Source organism: Novosphingobium aquimarinum (assembly GCF_009746585.1).
GTDB classification, from domain to species: domain Bacteria; phylum Pseudomonadota; class Alphaproteobacteria; order Sphingomonadales; family Sphingomonadaceae; genus Novosphingobium; species Novosphingobium aquimarinum.
The window spans coordinates 39,122-59,466 of the sequence record NZ_WRPO01000024.1; the positions used below are offsets into that span (position 1 = coordinate 39,122).

The 20,345-nt window shown below is 66.2% G+C and carries 12 protein-coding genes; 7 read left to right on the forward strand and 5 right to left on the reverse strand.

Annotated elements, in window-relative coordinates:
- Positions 1–5: 5 nt before the first annotated feature.
- Both GQO94_RS17745 and GQO94_RS17750 read right to left on the reverse strand, forming a co-directional pair.
- Positions 6–3,509 carry a protein NO VEIN domain-containing protein gene (locus GQO94_RS17745; protein WP_156842746.1) on the reverse strand — a complete coding sequence of 1,168 codons (3,504 nt, stop codon included), beginning with the start codon at positions 3,507–3,509 and terminating at the stop codon, positions 6–8.
- Between the two features lie 22 nt (positions 3,510–3,531).
- On the reverse strand, positions 3,532–4,416 hold the full coding sequence (locus GQO94_RS17750) for a WYL domain-containing protein (RefSeq protein WP_156842747.1): 885 nt from the start codon (positions 4,414–4,416) through the stop codon (positions 3,532–3,534).
- A 123-nt stretch (positions 4,417–4,539) separates the two neighbouring features.
- Here GQO94_RS17750 and GQO94_RS20860 point away from each other — a divergent pair, with 123 nt between their 5' ends.
- From GQO94_RS20860 to GQO94_RS17780, 7 genes are all read left to right on the forward strand, one after another.
- Entirely contained in the window at positions 4,540–4,683 is a 144-nt protein-coding gene (locus tag GQO94_RS20860) for a hypothetical protein (protein WP_165608586.1), read from the forward strand.
- A gap of 20 nt (positions 4,684–4,703) precedes the next feature.
- Entirely contained in the window at positions 4,704–7,358 is a 2,655-nt protein-coding gene (locus tag GQO94_RS17755) for a PD-(D/E)XK nuclease family protein (RefSeq protein ID WP_156842748.1), read from the forward strand.
- 8 nt (positions 7,359–7,366) lie between these two features.
- A complete protein-coding gene (locus GQO94_RS17760; RefSeq protein WP_232333002.1) occupies positions 7,367–10,756 on the forward strand; it encodes a UvrD-helicase domain-containing protein in 3,390 nt (1,129 codons plus the stop codon).
- 4 nt (positions 10,757–10,760) lie between these two features.
- Positions 10,761–11,939 carry a DUF6361 family protein gene (locus GQO94_RS17765; protein ID WP_156842749.1) on the forward strand — a complete coding sequence of 393 codons (1,179 nt, stop codon included), beginning with the start codon at positions 10,761–10,763 and terminating at the stop codon, positions 11,937–11,939.
- Entirely contained in the window at positions 11,929–13,785 is a 1,857-nt protein-coding gene (locus GQO94_RS17770; protein WP_156842750.1) for a phospholipase D family protein, read from the forward strand. Before GQO94_RS17765 ends, GQO94_RS17770 begins: the two co-directional genes overlap by 11 nt.
- Positions 13,775–16,924 (forward strand): helicase-related protein, encoded by a 3,150-nt coding sequence (locus GQO94_RS17775; RefSeq protein ID WP_156842751.1) that lies wholly within the window; start codon positions 13,775–13,777, stop codon positions 16,922–16,924. Before GQO94_RS17770 ends, GQO94_RS17775 begins: the two co-directional genes overlap by 11 nt.
- A gap of 277 nt (positions 16,925–17,201) precedes the next feature.
- The gene (locus tag GQO94_RS17780; RefSeq protein WP_036288946.1) at positions 17,202–17,432 is read left to right on the forward strand and encodes a helix-turn-helix transcriptional regulator; all 231 of its coding nucleotides are present in this window, start codon (positions 17,202–17,204) and stop codon (positions 17,430–17,432) included.
- A 226-nt stretch (positions 17,433–17,658) separates the two neighbouring features.
- On the opposite strand, the gene GQO94_RS17785 is transcribed toward GQO94_RS17780, so the two are convergent.
- From GQO94_RS17785 to GQO94_RS17795, 3 genes are read right to left on the reverse strand one after another with little or no spacing between them, the layout of a single operon-like run.
- Complete coding sequence (locus GQO94_RS17785) at positions 17,659–18,594, reverse strand: plasmid partitioning protein RepB C-terminal domain-containing protein (protein ID WP_156842752.1); 936 nt, start codon at positions 18,592–18,594, stop codon at positions 17,659–17,661.
- Positions 18,587–19,495 carry a plasmid partitioning protein RepB C-terminal domain-containing protein gene (locus GQO94_RS17790; protein WP_456299633.1) on the reverse strand — a complete coding sequence of 303 codons (909 nt, stop codon included), beginning with the start codon at positions 19,493–19,495 and terminating at the stop codon, positions 18,587–18,589. The genes GQO94_RS17785 and GQO94_RS17790 overlap by 8 nt, the downstream gene beginning before the upstream one ends.
- Positions 19,492–20,157, reverse strand: a complete 666-nt coding sequence (locus GQO94_RS17795; RefSeq protein ID WP_232333003.1) for a recombinase — start codon at positions 20,155–20,157, stop codon at positions 19,492–19,494. The genes GQO94_RS17790 and GQO94_RS17795 overlap by 4 nt, the downstream gene beginning before the upstream one ends.
- Positions 20,158–20,345 lie beyond the last annotated feature (188 nt).

The window sequence follows — 20,345 nt, forward strand, 5'->3', positions numbered from 1 at the left end:
GCCCCCTATGCCGGCTCTTGCGCCCGCTCCAGCAGGCGTCGGAGGTCAAACTGGATCGCGGTTTCGAGGAACGACGGTTCCCGCTCCACCAGAGGGCCGCGCACATAGCGCGGCGCATGGGCGGAACCCGCGGCGACCGACACGATGGCGAGAATGAACTTATCTGGCTCGTGCAGCGAGGTGATGACCTCCTGTCGCGTGACCATCACGCTGTCGGCGCCGTCGATCCGCCCCTTGACCTCGATGAAGCGCAGATGCCCCGCCTTCGGATCGTGGGAAGCGATGTCGTAGCCGATCTTCTGGTCGGAGACGTCGGCCGGCTCATTGCCCAGCGCCCGCTCGGCCGCCATGACGGCTTCCATCGCCGCCAGCTCGATCGCCCGGCGCGCAGCGGGGTCTTCCGCGAAATGGTCCGGGACGCTTGACGTCTGACGTGTTTCCAACAGGCCCCGCGGGATGACGACCATGCCGCCGCGCACGCGCGGCGGCTGCGATGAGATGAACCGTTCCCGTTCAAGCTGGTCCATGCGGCGCTTCTGCCGATCCGCCAGGTCTTCGGCCCGGCGCTGCGCGTTCTGCCAGTTCACGCGCGTCTTCTTGCCGGCGCGCTCCTCTTCCTTCAGCTCGAAGGCGCGCGAGTCCCAGTAGTTGATCTCTTTCTTCAGCCGGGCGCGAACTTCCTGCTCGACCTTTTCGATCTCGGGCAGGCGCCGCGCCTTGACCTCGGCGACATGGCCTTGCGCCAGTTCGACCGTCGCAAACCGGATCGCAGCCTTTTCCAGATCGGTGGTCAGCCAGCTCTCGTCCAGAAGGTCGCGCACGCTGGCGACCTCCTCCGGTTTGGCGGGGCGCAGATTCAAATGCGGTGCGATGCCAGCGTTGACGGTATTTCCGGTCTTGTCGATCGCGGCGAACTGGAGGCGCTGCGAAATCACATGCGGCTTGCCGGCGCTGGTGACACGTCCGTCCTGGACCGTGTGCTCCAGCAGGAAAATCGCCGACAGCCCATCGCCGGCGTCGGTGTCGTCCACCAGGATCGCGCCCTGCCGCATGATCTGCTCATACTGCTCGCGGATCAGGCTGATCACCGCTTCGAGCAGCGGATGGCCGGGGCAGACGAAGGCGGCGACTGGCTGCTGATTGATCTTGTCCTTCTCGAAGCAGATCCGCTCATATTGGGTCTGAAGCGGGGCGCCGGTCCCGATCTGGCGATCCCGCTCGCGGATACGCACCGGGACATGAGTGATTTCCCAACGCCCTTCCCCGCGGCGCTTGATCCGGCCGCCCAGATGCTGGAACGCCTCGACGAAGAAGCTCTGGATGTGATGTGGCTGTAGGCGCAGCGCCTCGGCCCGCTCCATTTCGAGCCGTAGTTCCTCGACCTTCGCCTCCGGCATGGTGTCGTTGGTCAGAGCGCGGCGACGCAGCAGCTCGAGCAGATTTGCCTGGTCGACAGCGCCATCCACCTGCTGGAAGAGGCGCGCCTTGACGTCCTCTTGCTCGCCATACTGGATCGCCTCGAACAGCAAGTCCTTGAGCGCGACGCCGTCGAACAATTCACCGAGCACGTCATAGACACGGCCGCCCAGCGCCTCGCGCGCAGCCTCCAGCTTTTCGAGCAACCGCGCGTAAACCTCGCCTTCGCGGGTATCCGCCGCGACGAGATTCCAGAGGTGGCAAACCTCGGTCTGGCCGATGCGGTGGATGCGGCCGAACCGCTGCTCGATCTTGTTCGGGTTCCACGGCAGATCGTAGTTGACCATGAGGTGGCCGCGCTGAAGGTTCACACCCTCGCCGGCCGCGTCGTTGGCGATCAGGACCAGCATGTCCTTGTCCTGCATGAAGCGCTCGACGACCTTGCGCCGCTCTTCACGCGAAACGCCGCCGTGGATCACCTCCACGGCCTCGGGATTGCCGAGCCGCGCCCGCACCTTGTCGAGCAGGTAGTGCAACGTATCCTTGGGCTCGGTGAAAATGATCAGCTTGCGGCGATTGCCGGCCGCGTCGACCATCAGATCGTCGTCGAGGATACGATTGAGCTGGCTCCACTTCGTATCCACGCCCGAGCGCAGCACGCCGAGCGCCATCGTCTCCAGGCCCTTCAGCGTCTCGACTTCCAGGGCGAGCTGCTCGACCGTCTCGGCCGTCGTCGCGCCCGTGGAGATCAGATCCTCAAGCTCGTCGATCTCTTCCTGGCCATATTCCTCGATGTTGCCCAGCATGTCGGCGTTGATTGTCGGTTCGCTCGCGCCGGCCCGTCGGCCCTTGGCGGCAAGGCGCGCTTCGCCCAGCTCGTTGTCCAGCCGCTCGCGGCGACGCTTGAGGGACTGGTAGATGGCGGCTGGCGACGAGGCGAGACGCCGCTGAAGAATCTGCAAGGCGAAGCCGACATTATTGCGCTTCTTCCCATCACCTTCGGCGAAGCGCTGCACGCGGTTCATCTCGGTGCGAACATATTCGGTGACGGCGGTGTAGAGCGCGGCTTCCCCTTCCGAGAGCTGATACTTGACGGTGCGCGCCCGCCGCTCGGGGAAGAGCGGCCGGCCATCGAACTTGAGCAGTTCCTCCTTGGTCAGCCGCCGCATCATGTCTTCGGTGTCGGCATAATGGACGCCATCGCGGAACCGGCCCTCGAACCGATCGCCATCGAGCAAAGCCATGAAGAGCTGGAAATCCTCTTCCTTGCCGTTGTGCGGCGTCGCCGACATCAACAGCAGGTGCCGGCAGACCTGACCGAGCTTCTGGCCGACCTGATAGCGCCGCGTGTATTTGACCTCGCCGCCGAAATAGGTGGCCGACATGCGATGCGCTTCGTCGCAGATAATCAGATCCCATTCGCGCGCGCTCATGAGCTTCTCCTGAAGCTCCTCGTTGCGCGCCAGCACGTCGAGGCGGACGATCAGCCGATCCCGGTCGCTGAACGGATTGCCCGACCGCGAGTTCTCGATCATGTCGCGGGAGAGGATGTCGAACTCGAGATTGAACTTCTGGCCGAGTTCGTCCTGCCATTGCTCGACCAGGCTTCCCGGCGCGACGACGATGCAGCGTTCGAGATCGCTGCGGGCAATCAGCTCCTTCATCAGCAACCCGGCCATGATCGTCTTGCCGGCGCCGGGATCGTCGGCGAGGAGGAAGCGAAGCGGCTGCCGTGGCAGCATTTCGCCATAGACCGCCGAAATCTGGTGCGGCAGTGGATCGACCAGACTCGTATGGATCGCCAGATACGGGTCGAAATAGTGCGCCAGCTTGATGCGGTTGGCTTCCGTCACCAGACGCAGCAACGCGCCGTCGGCGTCGAACGACCATGGCCGTCCGCTCTGCTCGACCTCAAGCCGATGCTCGTCATCCCGATAAAGAACGGCCTCGGCCACCGTGCCATTGTGATCGCGAAAAACGACGCTGATCGCCTGATCGCCGATCCAGTCGACCGAGATGACATGCACGGCCTGCGCCGAAGCAATGCCCCGCACGGATGCTCCGTTCTTTATGTCCTCAAGCCTTGCCGCCATTAGCCGGCGCCCCCCGATTCTCTCATAGCTGAAACTCCGCCTTCTCAAGCGCAGCCTCAGTTTCTTTGCGGTTTATCGTTACGATATGCTGCGTATGGGCGCTCTGTTTCGCGGCGTCACCAAGCAAACCAAGACGCTTCAAAACATAGAAGAGCATCGCGTAACGGACAGAGAGCACACCATTTCCCTGATCCAGCCCATAATCCTTGGCGACGACCTTCTTCTGGCTCGCCGTAAGCCCCGGATGCGGGCCGATGACGACATCGAAATAGTTATTCCAGAGCCAGTCCCCCTCGCCGGCTTCCCCAGGCTCGCCCTTCCCACCGACTTCGAGGATGCGCGGCAGCAGGAAGTCCTTGAACTTGTGCTCAAGATGGCAATAGGCCCGCGCGTGCCAGCGGAATCCGTCATAGCCGAAGGCGTGCGGCGTGATCCGCCGCCAAATGGGGTCCGGCCGCACCTTGTTCATCGACTGGTAGAAGACGTCGATCGAGACACCCTCGCGGCTGGCGTCGAGAATCTTGCGCAGCACCGCGATGTCGATGTCCCGCCTGGGGGTCAGCGCGACATCGGCGCTGGGAAGCGCCGCGATCCACGAATCGCTCGCGGGCACGGCGCCTTCGGCGACCGAACGAAGCTGCGAGAGATAGATGTAAGGGTCCGGCTCGAGGAAGCGCAGAACGAACTTTTCGGCGGCGACATAGCGCTTGGCGCGAGTGTCATACTCCATGTTTCCCGGCGCGCGCTCCTGATAGAGCGTCAAATCCTTGGACGCCTGCGGCACCGACACGCCGAACGCCTCAACGAGGTCGGCCCGGTTGATCGAGCCCTCCCAGAACAGCCGGAACTCGATGAACTCGAGCCGGCGCCCCACCCCCCATTTCAACGCCGTTGCGGCCTCTGCCATCGCTTCTGTCCCGCGTCAATGAGCATAAAAACTATATGGACAATCCATCATAGTCCGTGTAATTATTATTCCCATTAGGGGCGCTCGTCAATGGTGATCGGCGCACCGATTGGGAGGCAAGGCATGCCGAAACGCGGTTCCAAGGGCGAAGTCACCAGCAAGCGGGCGGCCAGTGCCGCCGCCAAGGTGTTGCGCAACCCCAACAGCAGCAAGGCCGCGAAGACGGCGGCTGCTTCGGCGCTGACTCAGCGTCCGAACAAGAAGTAGCACCCGAAAGGAGGGCAACCATGGCCGTCGCGAGTCGATCCACCCTAGTCGTTCACGGCCGCCTCGCCATGCGGGAGAGCCGCCTGGCGGCGGGCCGTGACAGTCGCCACGGCCTCCAGATCATGTCCTTCGAGCAGGCCGCCGTCCGGCTGGCGGGCGGCTTCGCCCGCCCTATCGACGACGAGAGCCTGCGCGCGGCCATCCAGGCGGCCTTGCCTGCCACGCCGATGGGGGAGTTGGAGAGCATCAAGGCTCTTCCCGGCATGATCGACGCGGCGGCCGACACGCTCCACAAAGCCTGGCGCGCGGGCATCGATCTTGCCGCACGCGCGGCCGATCATCCGCGTCTCGCCGCCATCGCGCGCCTGGAAGCGGCCGTCCTCGACCAGCTTCCGCCCGGCATGATGCGGCCTCTCGACATCGTCACCGCCGCAACCGCCCGTATCGATCATGCCCCGGCAGTCCTCGGCCCGTTGGAGATCGTCGGCCTCACCGAACTCTCACCTTGCTGGCGGCCGCTGCTCCAGGCACTCACCGCCCATATCCCCGTGCGATGGACGGCCGGCCCGAGGAGCGTTCCCGCATGGCTGGACGGCACTGGCGTCACGGTCGCGCGCGCACCGGCGCATGCGCCGGGAATCAGCGCCGCCAGCGCGGCGACGGCCTATCACGAGGCCATTGAGGCGATGCGCTGGGCGCGCAGCCTGCTCGCCTCGGGCGTCCCGGCTTCGGAGATCGCCATCGCGACCGCCTCGCCCGCCGACTATGACGATCATTTTCTGGCCCTGCGCGCCGACGCCAACATCGACCTTCACTTCGTCCATGGCATCCGCACCGTCGCCACCCGCGAGGGCCAGGCGGCTGCGGCGCTGGCCGACATCGTGGTTCGCGGCCTGTCGCAGTCGCGGCTGCGCCGCCTCGCGGCGCTCTGCCGAGACAGCGGGCCTTTCGAGACCCTGCCCGAAGGCTGGCTGCGGGTGCTGCCGACCGATGCGCCGCTCTCGACTCCGGGCGCCTGGAACCGCCTGCTGGCCCGGCTGACGCCGGAAGACTGGCCCGACGGCGCCGAACACGTTGCGGCGCTGCGCACGGCGGTCGAGACCCTGGCAAAAGGATCGGAGGCCGCCAGCGAGATCGGAGAAACCTTCCTCAAGGGCCGCGCGCTGGCGATCTGGCGCAAGGCTCTGCTCGCCGGCCCCGCCGCCTCGATCGACGCCACGCTGGAAATCCTGAAGCAGGACGACGGACTGGAAGCGTGCGTCTGCGTCGCCTGGATGCCGGCCAGCGCGCTCGCGGCATCGCCCCGCCGCTTCGTGCGGCTCCTCGGGCTTAATTCCTCGCGCTGGCCGCGCGGGATCGCCGAGGACCGGCTGATCCCGGACCATATCATCCCGACCCAGGTGCTCGACCCGCTGCCGGTCAACCTCGCCGACCGCCGCGACTTCGAGACGATCCTCGCCACGACGGCCGACACCGTCGTTCTGTCGCGCGCCCGGCGCGACAGCGACGGGCGTCTCCTGGGTCGCAGCCCTCTGCTCGCCGGGCGTGGCGACGAAACCTATCTGCGCCGCAACGCGACACCGGCGCACGCCTTCAGCGAAACAGACCGCCTCATGGCCCGGCCCCAAGAGTTCGCAGCCGATCCGCAAGCGGTCGGTGCGCAGGGCTGCTGGCGCGACTGGCGGCAGGCCGAGATTACTCCTCATGACGGGCTCGTGCGGGCAGATCATCCGCTCGTTCTCGCCATCCTCGGCCGCACCCAGTCGGCCAGCTCGCTGCGCCGCCTGCTGCGCAATCCGCTGAGTTTCGTGTGGGTCTATGCGTTCGGATGGCGTGAACCGCAGAGCAGCACCGAACCGCTTGTGCTCGACGCGCTCGGGATCGGCGATCTCGTTCACTTGGTTCTCGACCGCGCCTTGCGCGACCTCGAAACCGGAGACGGTCTTGCCTCCGCCGACGCCGAGACCATCGAAGCCGCGGTGGCGCGGGCCGCGCAAGCCGTCGCCGCCGATTGGGAACGCGAGCGTCCGGTTCCGCCGGCCCTCATCTGGACCCGCACGCTCGACGACGCCCGCGTGATGGCGGGCCGCGCCTTGTCCTATGGTGATGATGTCCTGCCGGGCGCACGCTCCTACGGAGAGGTGCCCTTCGGCGGCTTGGAGCCGAAATCCGACGCGGAAACGCCCTGGGATGCGAGCGCGCCGGTCGCGATTCCCGACACGGGCTTCAACATCGCCGGCTATATCGACCGGCTCGACATCTCGGGCGACGGCAAGCGCGCCCTCGTGCGGGACTATAAGACCGGACGGCCGCCGCGCGGCGACATCCGCCTCAATGGCGGGCGAGAGCTTCAGCGCTGTCTCTATGCCTTCGCGGTGAAGGCGCTCCTCGGCGACGATGTCGCCATCAGCGCCTCGCTGCTCTATCCGCGCGAGCCCGTCGATCTCCAGCTCGACGATCCCGAGGCCGTGCTCGAGGAGATCACGGGCTATCTGCGCGCGGCACGGTCGAGTCTCGCCGGAGGCGCAGCCCTGCCTGGCCCGGATACCGGCGGCGACTATGACGACCTCGCTTTCGCCCTGCCGGCCAACGCCAGCGCCACCTATTGCAAACGCAAAATGCCGGCCGCCACGGAGCGGCTTGGCGAAGTCGCTCAGGTCTGGGAGGCGGAATGATGAGCAGCATGTCCAAGGTGCTGAAGGACGACGGCGCGCGCCGCGATGCGATCAGCCTCCAGGATCGCTCAATCCTGGTCGAGGCCGGCGCGGGCTCAGGTAAGACCGCCGTCATGGCCGGCCGCATCGCCGCCATGCTGGCCGAAGGCGTCGCGCCGCGCTCCATCGCCGCCGTCACCTTCACCGAACTCGCCGCGAGCGAGCTGCTATCACGTGTCCGCGAGTTCGTTGCCGATCTCTCGGCCGGCACGATCGCGACCGAGCTGCGCGTGGCGCTGCCCGATGGGCTGTCCCAGACCCATCGCGACAATCTCGCCGCCGCCAGCGCCGCGATCGACGAAATCACCTGCTCGACCATCCACGGCTTCTGCCAGCGCCTAATCAAGCCCTATCCGGCGGAGGCCGACATCGATCCCGGCGCCGGCGTCATGGATCGCAACCAGGCCGACCTCACCTTCCTTGAGATTGTCGATGGCTGGCTGCGCGAACGCCTGTCCGGCGGTCAGGGCGGTATCCTGGCCGAGCTGGTGCTGCACAGCCCCGGCGAGACCGTGGCGCTCATCCATAAGATCGCCGAGAATATGCGCCGTCGCCCCACGCTCACGGCCCCGCCCGTCTCACCACTTGGCGGCCACCTCACGGCGTTCCGGCAGGCCACGGCGGATTTCGCGAACTTCATGGGTGGCACGGCGGCGGCCGAGCCGGAAACGGTGACGATCGTAGAGCGGCTGGCCGAAATGGCGACCGCCGTGGCGAACGGTCCCGATCCCGCGACGCCCGCGGGCCTCGTTCGGCTCCTGACCGCGCGGCCCCACCCGGATCTTTGCACCAAGACCGGCGCCTTCGCCTCCTACCGCAAGAAGGGCAAATGGGCCGCCACGGCCAAACAGGCCGGTCTCTCCAAGGCCGATGGCGACCGGCTGAACGACGCCGCCGAGACCAACTACACCGCCTGTTGCGACGCTTGGGTCGCGTTGGCGCAGGCCGTCGCCGGCCATGCCCTGGCCGCGCTGATCGACGAAGCGCGTCCGATCCTGCAACGCTATCGCGACCACAAGCGCGCCAGCGCCCAGCTCGATTTCGACGATCTGATTTTCGCCGCGCGCGACTTGCTGCGCGACCACGACGCCGTGCGCCAGGCGCTGGGACAGCGTTTCGCCCATGTCCTCGTCGACGAGTTTCAGGACACCGATCCGCTGCAAACCGAAATCTTCTGGCGGCTGTGCGGCGAGCCGGTCGATGGCGATGACGACTGGACCCGGTTCCAAATCCGGCCGGGCGCGCTCTTCCTGGTCGGCGACCCGAAGCAGGCGATCTATCGCTTCCGGGGCGCCGACGTCGGCGCCTATGTGCAGGCGCGCGACGCCTTCCGCGCCCAGGACCCCGGCAGCCTTCTGTCGATCTCCACCAACTTCCGCTCCTGCGCCTCGATCCTCACCTTCGTCAACGAGCGCTTCGAGGCCGTGCTCTCGGCCGATGGCCAGCCGGGCTTCACCGCTCTCGACCCGTTCCATGACGATCGGGGCGGCCTGTGCGTGGCGGCTCTCGACATCACCGTGGCCGACGAAAACGGCAAGGCCAGCGCCGAACAGCAGCGCGATGCCGAAGCCGACGCCATCGCCGAGCTGTGCGCGCGGCTGATCGAAAGCCACCCCATCATCGACCGTCGCAGCGGCGCCGAGCGCCCCTGCCAGCCGGGCGACATCGCCTTGCTGGCGCCAACCGGCGCGGAGCTGTGGCGCTATGAGGAAGCCCTGGAACGCCGCGGCATCCCCGTGGCGACCCAAGCCGGCAAGGGGCTGTTCCGCCGCCAGGAGGTGCAGGATCTGATCGCGCTGACCCGCGTTCTGGCCGACCGCCGCGACACCCTGGCGCTCGGCGCGCTGCTGCGCGGGCCTCTGGTCGGACTCACCGAAGAAGACCTGCTGGACATCATCTGGGGACTTCCCCGCTCGGAGGAACAGCCGGATCGGATTCCGCGCCTGGATCTCAGCATCGATCCCGCCGTCATCGCGCACCCGCTTGCGCGCGACGTTATCGAGCGGCTGCAATCGCTCTCCCGGCGCGGCAACAGCACGACCCCGCACGAGCTGCTCTCGCAGGCCGTGGACGTGTTGCGCGTCCGTCCGCTCCTCCTAGAGCGCCATCGCGGCCAGGCCGAGCGCGCGCTCGCCAATGTCGATCTCTATCTCAGCCTGTCGACCGGCTACGCCGTGCGCGGCTTGCGCGCCTTCGCCGAAGCGATGACAGCGGCGTGGTCCGACGAGGCCCGCGCCGTCGAGGGACGGCCCGACGCCCAGGAGGAAGCGGTCGCGCTCTTCACCATGCACGCGGCCAAGGGGCTGGAATGGCCGATCGTCATTCCGGTCAACACCATGACCGGCGTCATGGCGCCCGACAGCGCCGTGATCGACCGCCAGACCGAGACCTTCTATTGCCCGGTCCTGGGCGTCGTCCCCGAGGGCTACGAAACCGCGCGCCAGGCGGAAAAGGAGGAGCTGGACCGCGAACGCATCCGGCTCTGGTATGTCGCGGCCACCCGCGCCCGCGAACTCCTCATCTTGCCCCGGCTCGACGCCACGCCGTCGAAATCGGCCTGGATCGGTCTCGTCGATCTGTCGCTCGCCGACCTTCCCGGCCTGGACGTCTCTCACTTGCCTGCCGGTCTCGCGGCCGCAGGTGCGGGCGCGGGCAACACCCAGACGCGCGCGAGCTTCGCCGCAGAAGCCGAAGCCATCGCGGCCGCGCAGACGCGGTTGACCTGGCTCGCGCCCAGCCGTGACGAAAACGCCGCCGGGACCGTGCTGCGGGAAGAAGAAGCCGCGCTCTGGACGGGATCGACCGACGATCAGCCCCCCGAGCTGGAAGCAGCCGTCCTCGTGCAGGGGGGCCGCGAGCGCGGGCTGATCCTCCACAAGCTTATGGAAGAGGTGCTGACCGGAGAAATCCTCGAAGCGGAAGCCGCCCTGACTGAACGGGCTGGCCACCTCATCCGAGCCCTCGGGCAGTCTCCGGTCGCCGATCCGGCCACGGGGCTGTCGGCGCAGGAACTGGCGGCCTGTGTGGCCCGGACCCTGGCTCTGCCTGACATCGCGGCCCTACGGCCGGGTCTTCTGGCCGAATTTCCCGTCTATTCCGCACAGGCGGCCGACGGCGTGGAAACCGCAACGGCCGGGATCGCCGATGCCCTGACCCTGACGGCAGAGGGCCGTCCGGCAGTCGTCGTGGACTGGAAAAGCGATGTGACGCCGGCAACGGGAACGCTCGATCACTATCGCGCGCAGGTGCGGGCCTATCTCGACATGACCGGCGCCGAGCGCGGACTGATCGTGCTGATGACCTCCGGCGCCGTCATTCCCGTCCTGCCGACGAAGCCGACCGAGAGCGAGGCGGCCTGAGCCCATGTCGTCTCTTGCCTGGATCGATTTCGATGAAGCCGAGCGGCAGCGCGCGCAGCGCATCATGGCGCTCTTTCAGGAGCGCGAGACCCGCGACGAGCTGGGGCTGGGGGCGATCCGGGATTCCATCGCCGATCACCTCTTTCCGGGCACGAGCACGATCCAGACGCGCCTGCGATACATGCTGTTCATTCCCTGGCTCTATCGGGCGCTGGAAAAGCGCGAAGTCCCCGAAGCGCAGCTCCGCACCGAGGCGCGCGACACCGAAATCCGGCTTGCCGACGCCCTGAAAGCTGGCGGTGAGTCCAACGGCATCATCGGCCGGGATGCAGGACCACGGCTCCAGCGGTTGCCAAGTTCCGTCTATTGGGCTGGCCTGGGCGCGTGGGGCATCCGGGTCTTTCCGGGCTCGCTCGACAGTCTGTTCGTCGCCTTGCGGGGCCGTGGCCGGTCGCGCGGCGCATCCAGCGGCGAAGACGCTCTGGCCGGCGCCCAGACGCCCGCCGTCTGGAATCCAGCCTTGCCCCAGATGCCCGGCGACCTGCTTGAGCACGCCGTCTTCCGCCTGACCACCGACGAGGCGCAATTCCTCATCGACCGCCTGATCGCCTGCCAGCCCACCGCACTGCTCACGATGCTGGCGCGCAAAGGCATCGACGCGGACTGCGACTATATCTGGACGCACCCCCATCTGTCGGCGTTTCCATCCGCAGCGCGCCGCCTCGTCCAGCATGGGGAAATCTTCTCCCATGTGATGCACGGCGCCGCGCTGCTCTATAACCTCGCGCTCAGCGAGCTGCGCCAGCGCGACGACTGGATCGAGGACTATCGCGCTCGGCTTGAAGCCTGGAGCGACGAACTCGACACCGGCGCCGTCCGCGCGTGGTCGCTCGATGATTTCTGGAATGTCGTGGAGCACCCGGCGCACGCCGTCCGACCGGCCGCCAAGCGGTTCGTGAGCGAGTGGCGCGATCTGGTTCTGGCCGGGACGGAGCAGGTAATCTCGGCACCCGCGGCGCGGCGGCTCGTCGAGGAGCGCGAACGCCGGCTCAAGACCAGCCAGTCCCGCTACGCCAATCACGCTGTCCGTGACCGCTGGACCGGCGCATCGGGCGCAGACCGCCTCAGCTTCCGCTGGGCGCAGGCCAAATCCCACCTGCGGGATCTCGCCCATGCTGAATAGGCGCAGCCTCGATCCCGAACAGCGAACGCTCTACGGCGCCAATCTTCAGCCGCCAGCGGGCTATGTCTTCGACGCGGCGGTCGCCACGACCTTCTCGCTCGACTTCGAGACGGCGCTCGCCGTGCCGGTCAGTCTGGCGCTCTTCGCCGCCGAGAACCGCGACGACATTCTCTCTCATCCTCTGGCGCTGCTGGAAGGCGCCGAGCGCATCGCCGGTCGCCTCGTCGTCTTCACCGACGCCGGCCATATCCAGGCGAGCGCCCGGCCGCATTCCCGACTTTGCTCGCTGCTCGAACGCATCATCGTCGAGGTCGCCGCCCCTCAAGGCGGGGCCTTCCACCCCAAGATGTGGGCGCTGCGCTTCACGCCGTTGCGGCCCGAAGACCCCGCCCGCCTGCGTCTGCTCATTCTCTCCAGAAACCTGACGCGCGACCGCTCATGGGACATTGCCGCCACCCTCGACGGCGTGATCACCAAGCAGCCCAAAGCGGTCAATCGCCCGGTCGCCGACTTCCTTCGCCAGCTCCCAGACCTCGCGACCGTGGGCGTTCCCGACGGAACGAAGACGCTTGTCGATGACCTGGCCGAAGACATGCGCCGCGCCGAATGGAGCCTGCCCGAACCGTTCCAGAGCGTCTCCTTCGCCGTCAACGGCCTCGGCGGAAAGCCATGGCGCCCGGAACCCTGCGTTAGGCTGGGCGTGGTGTCGCCCTTCTGCGACGATCAAACCTTGTCGATGCTCGCCGGTCTGGCCAGCGCCGAAAAGCCCATCTTCATCGGGCGATCCGACGAACTCGCCCAGGTGCCCGGCGCCACGCTCGATGGCTTTGCCCGCGTGGCCGTGCTCGACGAAATGGCGGCCACGGAAGATGGCGAGGAGGAGGACGCAGCGGCCCTGCAAGGGCTCCATGCCAAGGCGTTCATCGCCGAACGCGGCTGGGACACCGCGATCACGGTCGGCTCAGGAAACGCCACGCGGCCGGCGCTGCTGACCGGCAGCAATGTCGAGATCTTCACCACCCTGACCGGGAAGCGATCGCGGGTCGGCAGCGTCGAGGAAATCCTCGGCGACAAGGGGTTTGGCCGGCTGACGCGGCCGTTCGTCCGCGACGAGACGGGAGCCGCCGATGCCGCGCAACGAGCCGCCGAGGCTCGTTTGGATCAGGCCCGGCGCGAGATTTGCCGCAGCGGCCTCACGCTCCGTTGCGAGCGCGGCGAGCACGCCGCCGATGGCGCGCCGGTCTGGCGGGTCTGGCTGATCCCGTCCGAACCGCTGCCCCTTACCGGGCTCGGTGCGCTGCGAGTTTGGCCGATCACGCGGGGCGAAGGACATGCGCGCGATGTGCTGGAGCCGCTCCGACAGGGACAGCCCGCCGACCTTGGCGCAATGCCCTTGGTCGACCTTACCCGGTTCCTCGCCTGTCACCTGACGGACGAGACGGAAGACGTCTCGATCCTGTTCAGCACCGGGCTCAAGATGGAGGGGCTGCCCGCAGAGCGCCACGCCGCCATCCTGCGCTGGGTGATCGACAGCAAGGACGCCTTCTTCCGCTATCTCCGGCTGCTCCTCTCCGAATTGGGCGATCCCTTCGCCGCAGCCCTCGCGGCGCAGGACGGGTCAGGTCAGGGCGTCTGGCGCGCGGCAAGCGACGACGCGCCCATCCTCGAGGAGATGGTTCGGGCCTTCTGCCGGGGCGGAGACCAGCTTCGCGCCATCGAACGGCTGATCGCACGCCTGGAAACCGGCGACAGTGACGATACCGATCCGATTCCGGCCGAGTTCCGCGCACTCTGGAACACATTCCGAATTGCGCTCGCCACGCAGGATGCCGCGCATGCCGAATGAACGGTTTCGCGCCGACGCGGCGCTCGCTCCCCTCAAGGTCTTTCAGCGGCACACCGTCGACTACGTCTTCGATCGGCTCTACGGCCAGGACGATCCTGTCCGCCAGTTCCTGGTCGCCGACGAAGTCGGCCTCGGGAAGACGATGGTGGCGCGCGGCGTCATCGCCCGCATGATCGAACACCTGTGGGACAACACCAAGCGGATCGACATCCTCTACATCTGCTCGAACCAGGCGATCGCCGCCCAGAACCTCAACCGGCTGAACGTCCTCGGGCGACGCGAGCTGGCCCTGCCGACCCGCATGACGCTCGTTCCCTTGCAACTGCGCGACCAGGCGGGCCTCGACGTCAACAGGGTGAACTTCATCAGCCTGACGCCGGGCACAACCTTCGATCTGCGCTCCGCGACGGGCGTGACGCAGGAACGCGCCTTGCTGTTCCATCTCCTGCGCGACCTCGTTACGCGCCCGCGCGGCCTGCACAACCTGTTGCAGGTCACGGCCGGCGTCGAGGGTTGGAACCGCGCTGTGGACAACCTCACCCTCGAAGGCGTCGACAAGCGCATCATCGAGCGTTTCCGCCGCGACGTGCAGGCGGATCGCGACCTCTTCGAGGAACTCGAACGGATTTGCGAACTCTTCCCGCGCCGCCGGGACACCTATCCCGCAGAAATGACACAGCCCCGCAACAGCCTGGTCGCCCGGCTCCGCGCCAAGCTGTCCCACGCCTGCGTGGATGCGCTGCAACCCGACCTCATCATCATGGACGAGTTCCAGCGGTTTCGGGATCTGCTGCATGGCGACAGCGACGCGGCGATCCTCGCGCGCGAACTGTTCGACTACTCGGGAGGCGACGGGCACGCCGCCCGCACCTTGCTGCTCTCCGCCACACCCTACCGGATGCTCACGCTCGCCGGCGACGAGCCCGACGAAGGCGACCACTATCAGGACTTCCTTGAGACCCTGAGTTTCCTCTACGGCCGGGAAAAGGGGCCGGAGGTGGCAGCCACGCTGGCGCGTGAAATGCGGGCCTTCCGCGGCCTCTTGCATGCCCTGCCACAGTCACATGCCTCAGCGGTCGAGACCCGCCAGACCATCGAACGGCGCCTGCGCCGTGTGATCGCCCGAACCGAGCGGGTCGCATCCACGGTCGAGCGCGACTCCATGATGAGCGAGCCTCCCATTACGGTCTCGATCGCGCCCGCCGACCTCGCGCAGGCATCCGCCGTTTCTCAGGTGGCGCGCACGCTCGATGCGCCGGAGATCATCGAATACTGGAAGTCTTCGCCCTATCTGCTCAACTTCATGCGCCACTACAGCCTGAAGCGGCTGCTGGAAGACCAGATCGACGCGCCTTCGGCCGTGCTCCGCACCGCAATCCAGGCGGCTCGACCGGCCATGCTCGATCACGACGCCATCGACGCCTATGCGCCGCTGGACCCGGCCAACGGTCGCATGCGAGCGATCATGGACGACATCTTCGGCCAGCATCTGGAACAGAACCTCTGGATACCCGCCGCCATGCCCTATTACGGCGAGGCGCGAGCCGGGGCGCCGCTGACCAAGGCGCTGATATTTTCGTCCTGGTCCATGGTGCCCGATGCGATCGCAGCCCTGCTGTCCTACGAAGCCGAACGGCGCATGGGCGTCGGCGAATCCGGCCGGCGCTATTTCGAGCAGCATCGCCTGCGTCCCTTGCAGTTTCGGCAGGATCACGGCCGGCTCGCGGGTCTGCGCGCGCTGCTGCTGATCTATCCCTCGCCGGCGCTGGCCGAGCTGGCCGATCCGCTGGCGGTGTTCAGCGAAACGAGGGCCACCTTGTCGCTGGAGGGAATGCGCTCCGCTGTGGGCGACCGCCTCAAGCCCGCCCTCGGTGCTTTGAAGGAAGGCGCGGTGTCGCATCAGGACGCGCACAGCGCCGAGTGGGCCGCCCCAGCCGTAATCGATGACCTGCTGGGCGCGCGATCCCGCGCCTGGCTGGAAGCGCCCCACGGCATGCGCGCCCTGGCGAGCGAAGACGCCTTCCACGATCATGTCGCCGAACTGGCGGCAGCGGTGAAGACGCACGACATCGGCGCTTTGTCCGACGATCTTTCGGACCTGCTGGTTGACGTCGCGCTCGGCAGTCCGGCCGTCTGCGCGCTTCGCGCCCTCAAGCGGATCGCGCCCGAGCTGGCGTGGGATGACCCACGCTTGCTCAGCGCCGCCGCCGAAGTCGCCTGGTCGTTCCGGGCGCTGTTCAATCAGCATGACGCGGTCGCCTTGCTGCGACGGGATACCGACGATCACTACTGGCGCCGCGTGCTGGCCTATTGCGCCCAGCACAACCTACAGGCCGTCCTGGACGAATACGCACATTACCTCGTCGATGCCGAAGGTCTCGGAGCCCGCCCAGCCGACGACCGCGCAATCGGTGTCGCTCGCGCCATGGCACAGGCCCTCGCTATCCGCCCGTCGCAGATCGACGTCGATGACGTGCAGGTCGATGGAGAGTCCCTCGCCATCAGCAAGTTCCAGATGCGCGGACGCTTCGCGATGCGGCTCGCCGACTACAAGGACGAAGACGGCGCCGTCGCGCGGCTCGGAGGCGTGCGTGACGCCTTCAACTCACCGTTCCGGCCGTTCGTTCTCGCCACCACGTCGGTCGGCCAGGAAGGGCTGGACTTCCATCCCTATTGCTATCGCGTCTATCACTGGAACTTGCCAGGCAACCCGGTGGATCTCGAGCAGCGCGAAGGCCGCGTCCACCGCTTCAAGGGCCATGCCGTGCGCCTCAACCTGGCCGAGCGCCAGGCCGCGGTCGTCAGGGGCCGTGGGCAGGCTCCTGACGATCCGTGGAAGCTGATGTTCGAGCACGCGCGATCCGAGGCGGCGGTCGACACCGATCTCATCCCCTATTGGATCTACGAAGGTTCCGTGCGCGTCGAACGGCGCGTGCCGATGCTGCCGTTCAGTCGGGAAGTCACGCGACTCGCCTGGCTCAAACGCAGCCTCACGGTCTATCGACTGGCCTTCGGTCAACCGCGGCAGGACGATCTGCTCGACTACCTGCAAACCCTGGCCGGCGACGGCATGGACTCCAACCTGCTTGCAGACCTGCAAATTCGGCTTGAGCCAGAGGTGTTCGACAGGTCAGCGTGATGACCTCACCGCGCCTGGCTCCAAATGCCCTTTGCGAGTGGGAAGACCACTCCGCATCCCCGCCTATTTTTATCCCCCACCATCCGCCTTCCCTACGCCTGACGATTGATACTTCCCTGGCCACTTCCGCGCGCTCATGTTCGGTCGTGCAGGAGCGTGCGCCATCGAAGCTCGGCCAGCGTGTCGGTGCCTCTGAATGACCAACGCATTACGAAATGCGTCTCGCGCTCGACCATCAACGATCATCAGCGGCAGGTCTCCTGCCGAAGGAGGGCGTATGTCAGAGACCACATTCCTCACGCCGGAAGAGGTGGCCGAACGCTATCGTGGCAGCGTTTCCGTCGGCACCCTTCGGAACTGGCGTGCGATGAAGATCGGGCCGTCGTTCGTAAAAATCGGCAAAGCGGTGCTCTACCGGATCGACGAGCTTGAGGCGTGGGACGACAGGAATCGTGTGCAGTGCCGCGCCCCGAAGCGAATTGAGCAAAGCGCCATGGATCGAGCTTGATCGCTCAGCACAAATGGCGGGCGCGCCGGTTGGCGCCCCCGACGCGCCCGCCCGCCTTCGGTTCATGCGAGGCGAACCGCCCCTCATGCGGCTGGACCATATGACGGCCAGCCTGGTAGGCCTCATGCGGGTTCGCCGCCATTCCCACCGCCATGCTTGATCCGCCCCACGGTGCGGCTTCTCCCATGGTCCCCGCGCTTATCGGGTCCGGGTCCCCATATCTGACTCAGGCGCTCGGCGTTTCCGCGATCGGGCCGAGCGTGTCGATCTCGGCGATCTTCTGAAACTCGCTGAGATAGTCCTGCTGATGGGTCGCCAACCAACGGACCACGCGATTGTTCGCAAGGAGCTTGGCGACGTATCCACGCGCGACGGTCAAATGCAGATTGTCGATGCCGTAGGTTTCCTCGACCGACTTGACCTGCGTCTGGAGCGCCGCCAGTTCCCGCTCCATCCGGGCGATCTGTTGACCCGAGGGCGTCGGCTTGCCGCCGCCCTTTCCCCTCTTGGTGGCGGCAAGCTGGTTTTCGGATGTCGCCGCGCGCAACGCGCGGGCAAACATGACCGTGAAATTGTTCTGGCCGATCATCAGATCGGCGGCTTCGATCTGCCGCACGGCTGTCATCTGACGCAGAATGTCGAACACCTTCATCGAGCAAGGCGTGTCTTTCAGCATCTCGGCCGCCTCGGGGCTGATCCCTTCCAGCAGCCGGAAACGCCGCAGCACTGACTCGACCTGGAGGTTCAGGGCCGCGGCGATGTCGGCGGATGACACGCCTCGATCCATCGCGCGCGCAATCATCCGGTGCTCCTGGATCGGCGGGATGCGGTTGACGCGCTTGTTGTAGGTATAGGTGTCGTCGTCAGAGGCGAGCAGGCACTCCACCTCAGCGATGCCGAGTTCCTTCAGCGCTTCCAGCCGAAGGTGGCCATCCAGGAGAAACCAGGTTCCGGGGTTCTTTTCATCCGCCATAACGACGGGCGCTTCGATCAGACCGATCGCCTTGATGGAACTTAGAACCTGCGAATAGGACCGGCTCGCCTTGGCGCCGTTCGGCAACGTCTTGAGCGGAACGATCGCCGCGACAGGAATTGTCAGGAAGTCTCGGTCGAAGGCGAGATGAATACGCCCATCCTCCCGGCCCCTCGGTTCATCAGCCATGATCGCCTCCCGAAACGCGGACTTTGAGCGCCCGAGGCATGGTCGCCAGCCCTTCCGCTCTCAGCAGATTGATGAAGCCGTCGTTGGCGAGCAGATCCTTCAGCGCCTCGACGACGAACAGCAGGCGGGTCTGCGTGAAATCCGACTTCTTGACGAGCAGGCGCTGCTTTTCCGCCTCACGCTGATAGACCTGCATGAGATCGGCGGCCGTCATTCGGCGGACCCCGGTGCCTTTCCGACCCAACCGACCGGCGGGCAAACCTCCCTTGCGCTGGCTTCGCATCCGCATGTCGAGCAGGCGGCGGACGGCGGCCAGCTTCTTGCCCCTGAGCTTGCCGGTCTCATAGGCGTCAAGGAGCAGATTCTGTGCCTCTTCCGTCTTCGCCTTGGAAATCTCCATCGCCAAGGTGATCGGAATGAGCCCGGTTTCGACCGCGGCCACCAACCGTTCCTCGCCGCGCTCAAGAAGCGAAGCGATCATATTCACCCAGGACGCCCCGACGCCGATCTTCTCGGCGATCTCGGCATCGCTATAGCCGCGAGACCTCAGAGCGCCGATCTCTTTCATGACGTCTATGGGCCGTGGGGTGCGCCGCGCGATATTCTCGACCAGGCTCATCACGAGACACTCGCTCTCGCTGGCCTCGATCACCACGGCCGGAATCTCCGTCTGACCCAGCATCTGGAAGGCTTCCAGCCGGCCTTCGCCACAGACGAGATCGTATCTCGGCCCCCCGGCGCCATCACGGCGGCTCACCGTGATCGGACGCTTCAGGCCGATGGCCTCAATGTTGTTCACGATCTCCCGGTGCTGACGCTTGTTGCGCGCGCGTGGATTCAGAACGGTGATCCGGGAGATCGGGATCATTTCGACCCTGTTCGGACGGACGGCAGGCATCATGCGGCCTCCCCAAGAGGAATGGGCGTGGCAATGTCGTAGAGAAGCTCGAGGCCGTCGAAGCGATAGGCGTCGAGCCCGAGCGTATTCTCCTCTCCCAGCCGCAGCTTTTCGGAGAGCATGTCGATACGCGGGAACAGGTAGTAGTCGAACGGCGCGCGATTGGCGCTGTCCATTCGCACGACGATCGTGATGTCGGGCGCGAGCGAGGTGTCGAAGCGCAGATGCCACCGCAGCAGCCCGGTCGGCGTCTCGACGCACCGGGCTACCACCACCGAGAGGCTGAACTCGCCGTTGACGATCACCCGGTCGGTCTGAAGATCCTGCCAGGCGTCGCTACCCGCAGCCCGCAATCCGTCGAGCACCTCGCGGACGATTTCGGGATGGAGCTTGCGCAGCTCGCGGTTGATTTCGACATATCGGTAATCGCGATCCGGCGTGAAGCCCACGAGGCCATAGGCGCGAAGCAGGCTGCCAAAGCGGGAACTATAGGCGCTACTGGATGGCATCCCCTCGCATTCGTCGATGACGATGCCGGACAACAAACCCTTCTGTTGGTAGAGCTTCCTCAGAGATTGGAGCATCTCCTCGTCACTCAAACGGAAGGAGCGTGCGCTGATGATAGTCCTGGCCGCCTCGAACAATTCCCGTTCGACGACGGCCACGAAGGCGTCCGGCGACCTGATCCACATCTCGGGATCGTTCTGGACGCGCTTTTTCTTCAGCTTGATGTCAACGGCGGAGCAAAAGTCGGCCATTCGGCGGCGTAAAACCAGGCCATCGTGTTACATGCCGGGGGGAGTGGCGTGAGGGCGTAGCCCGAGGGCCACTCCCCCCGGCATTGGTGTAATTT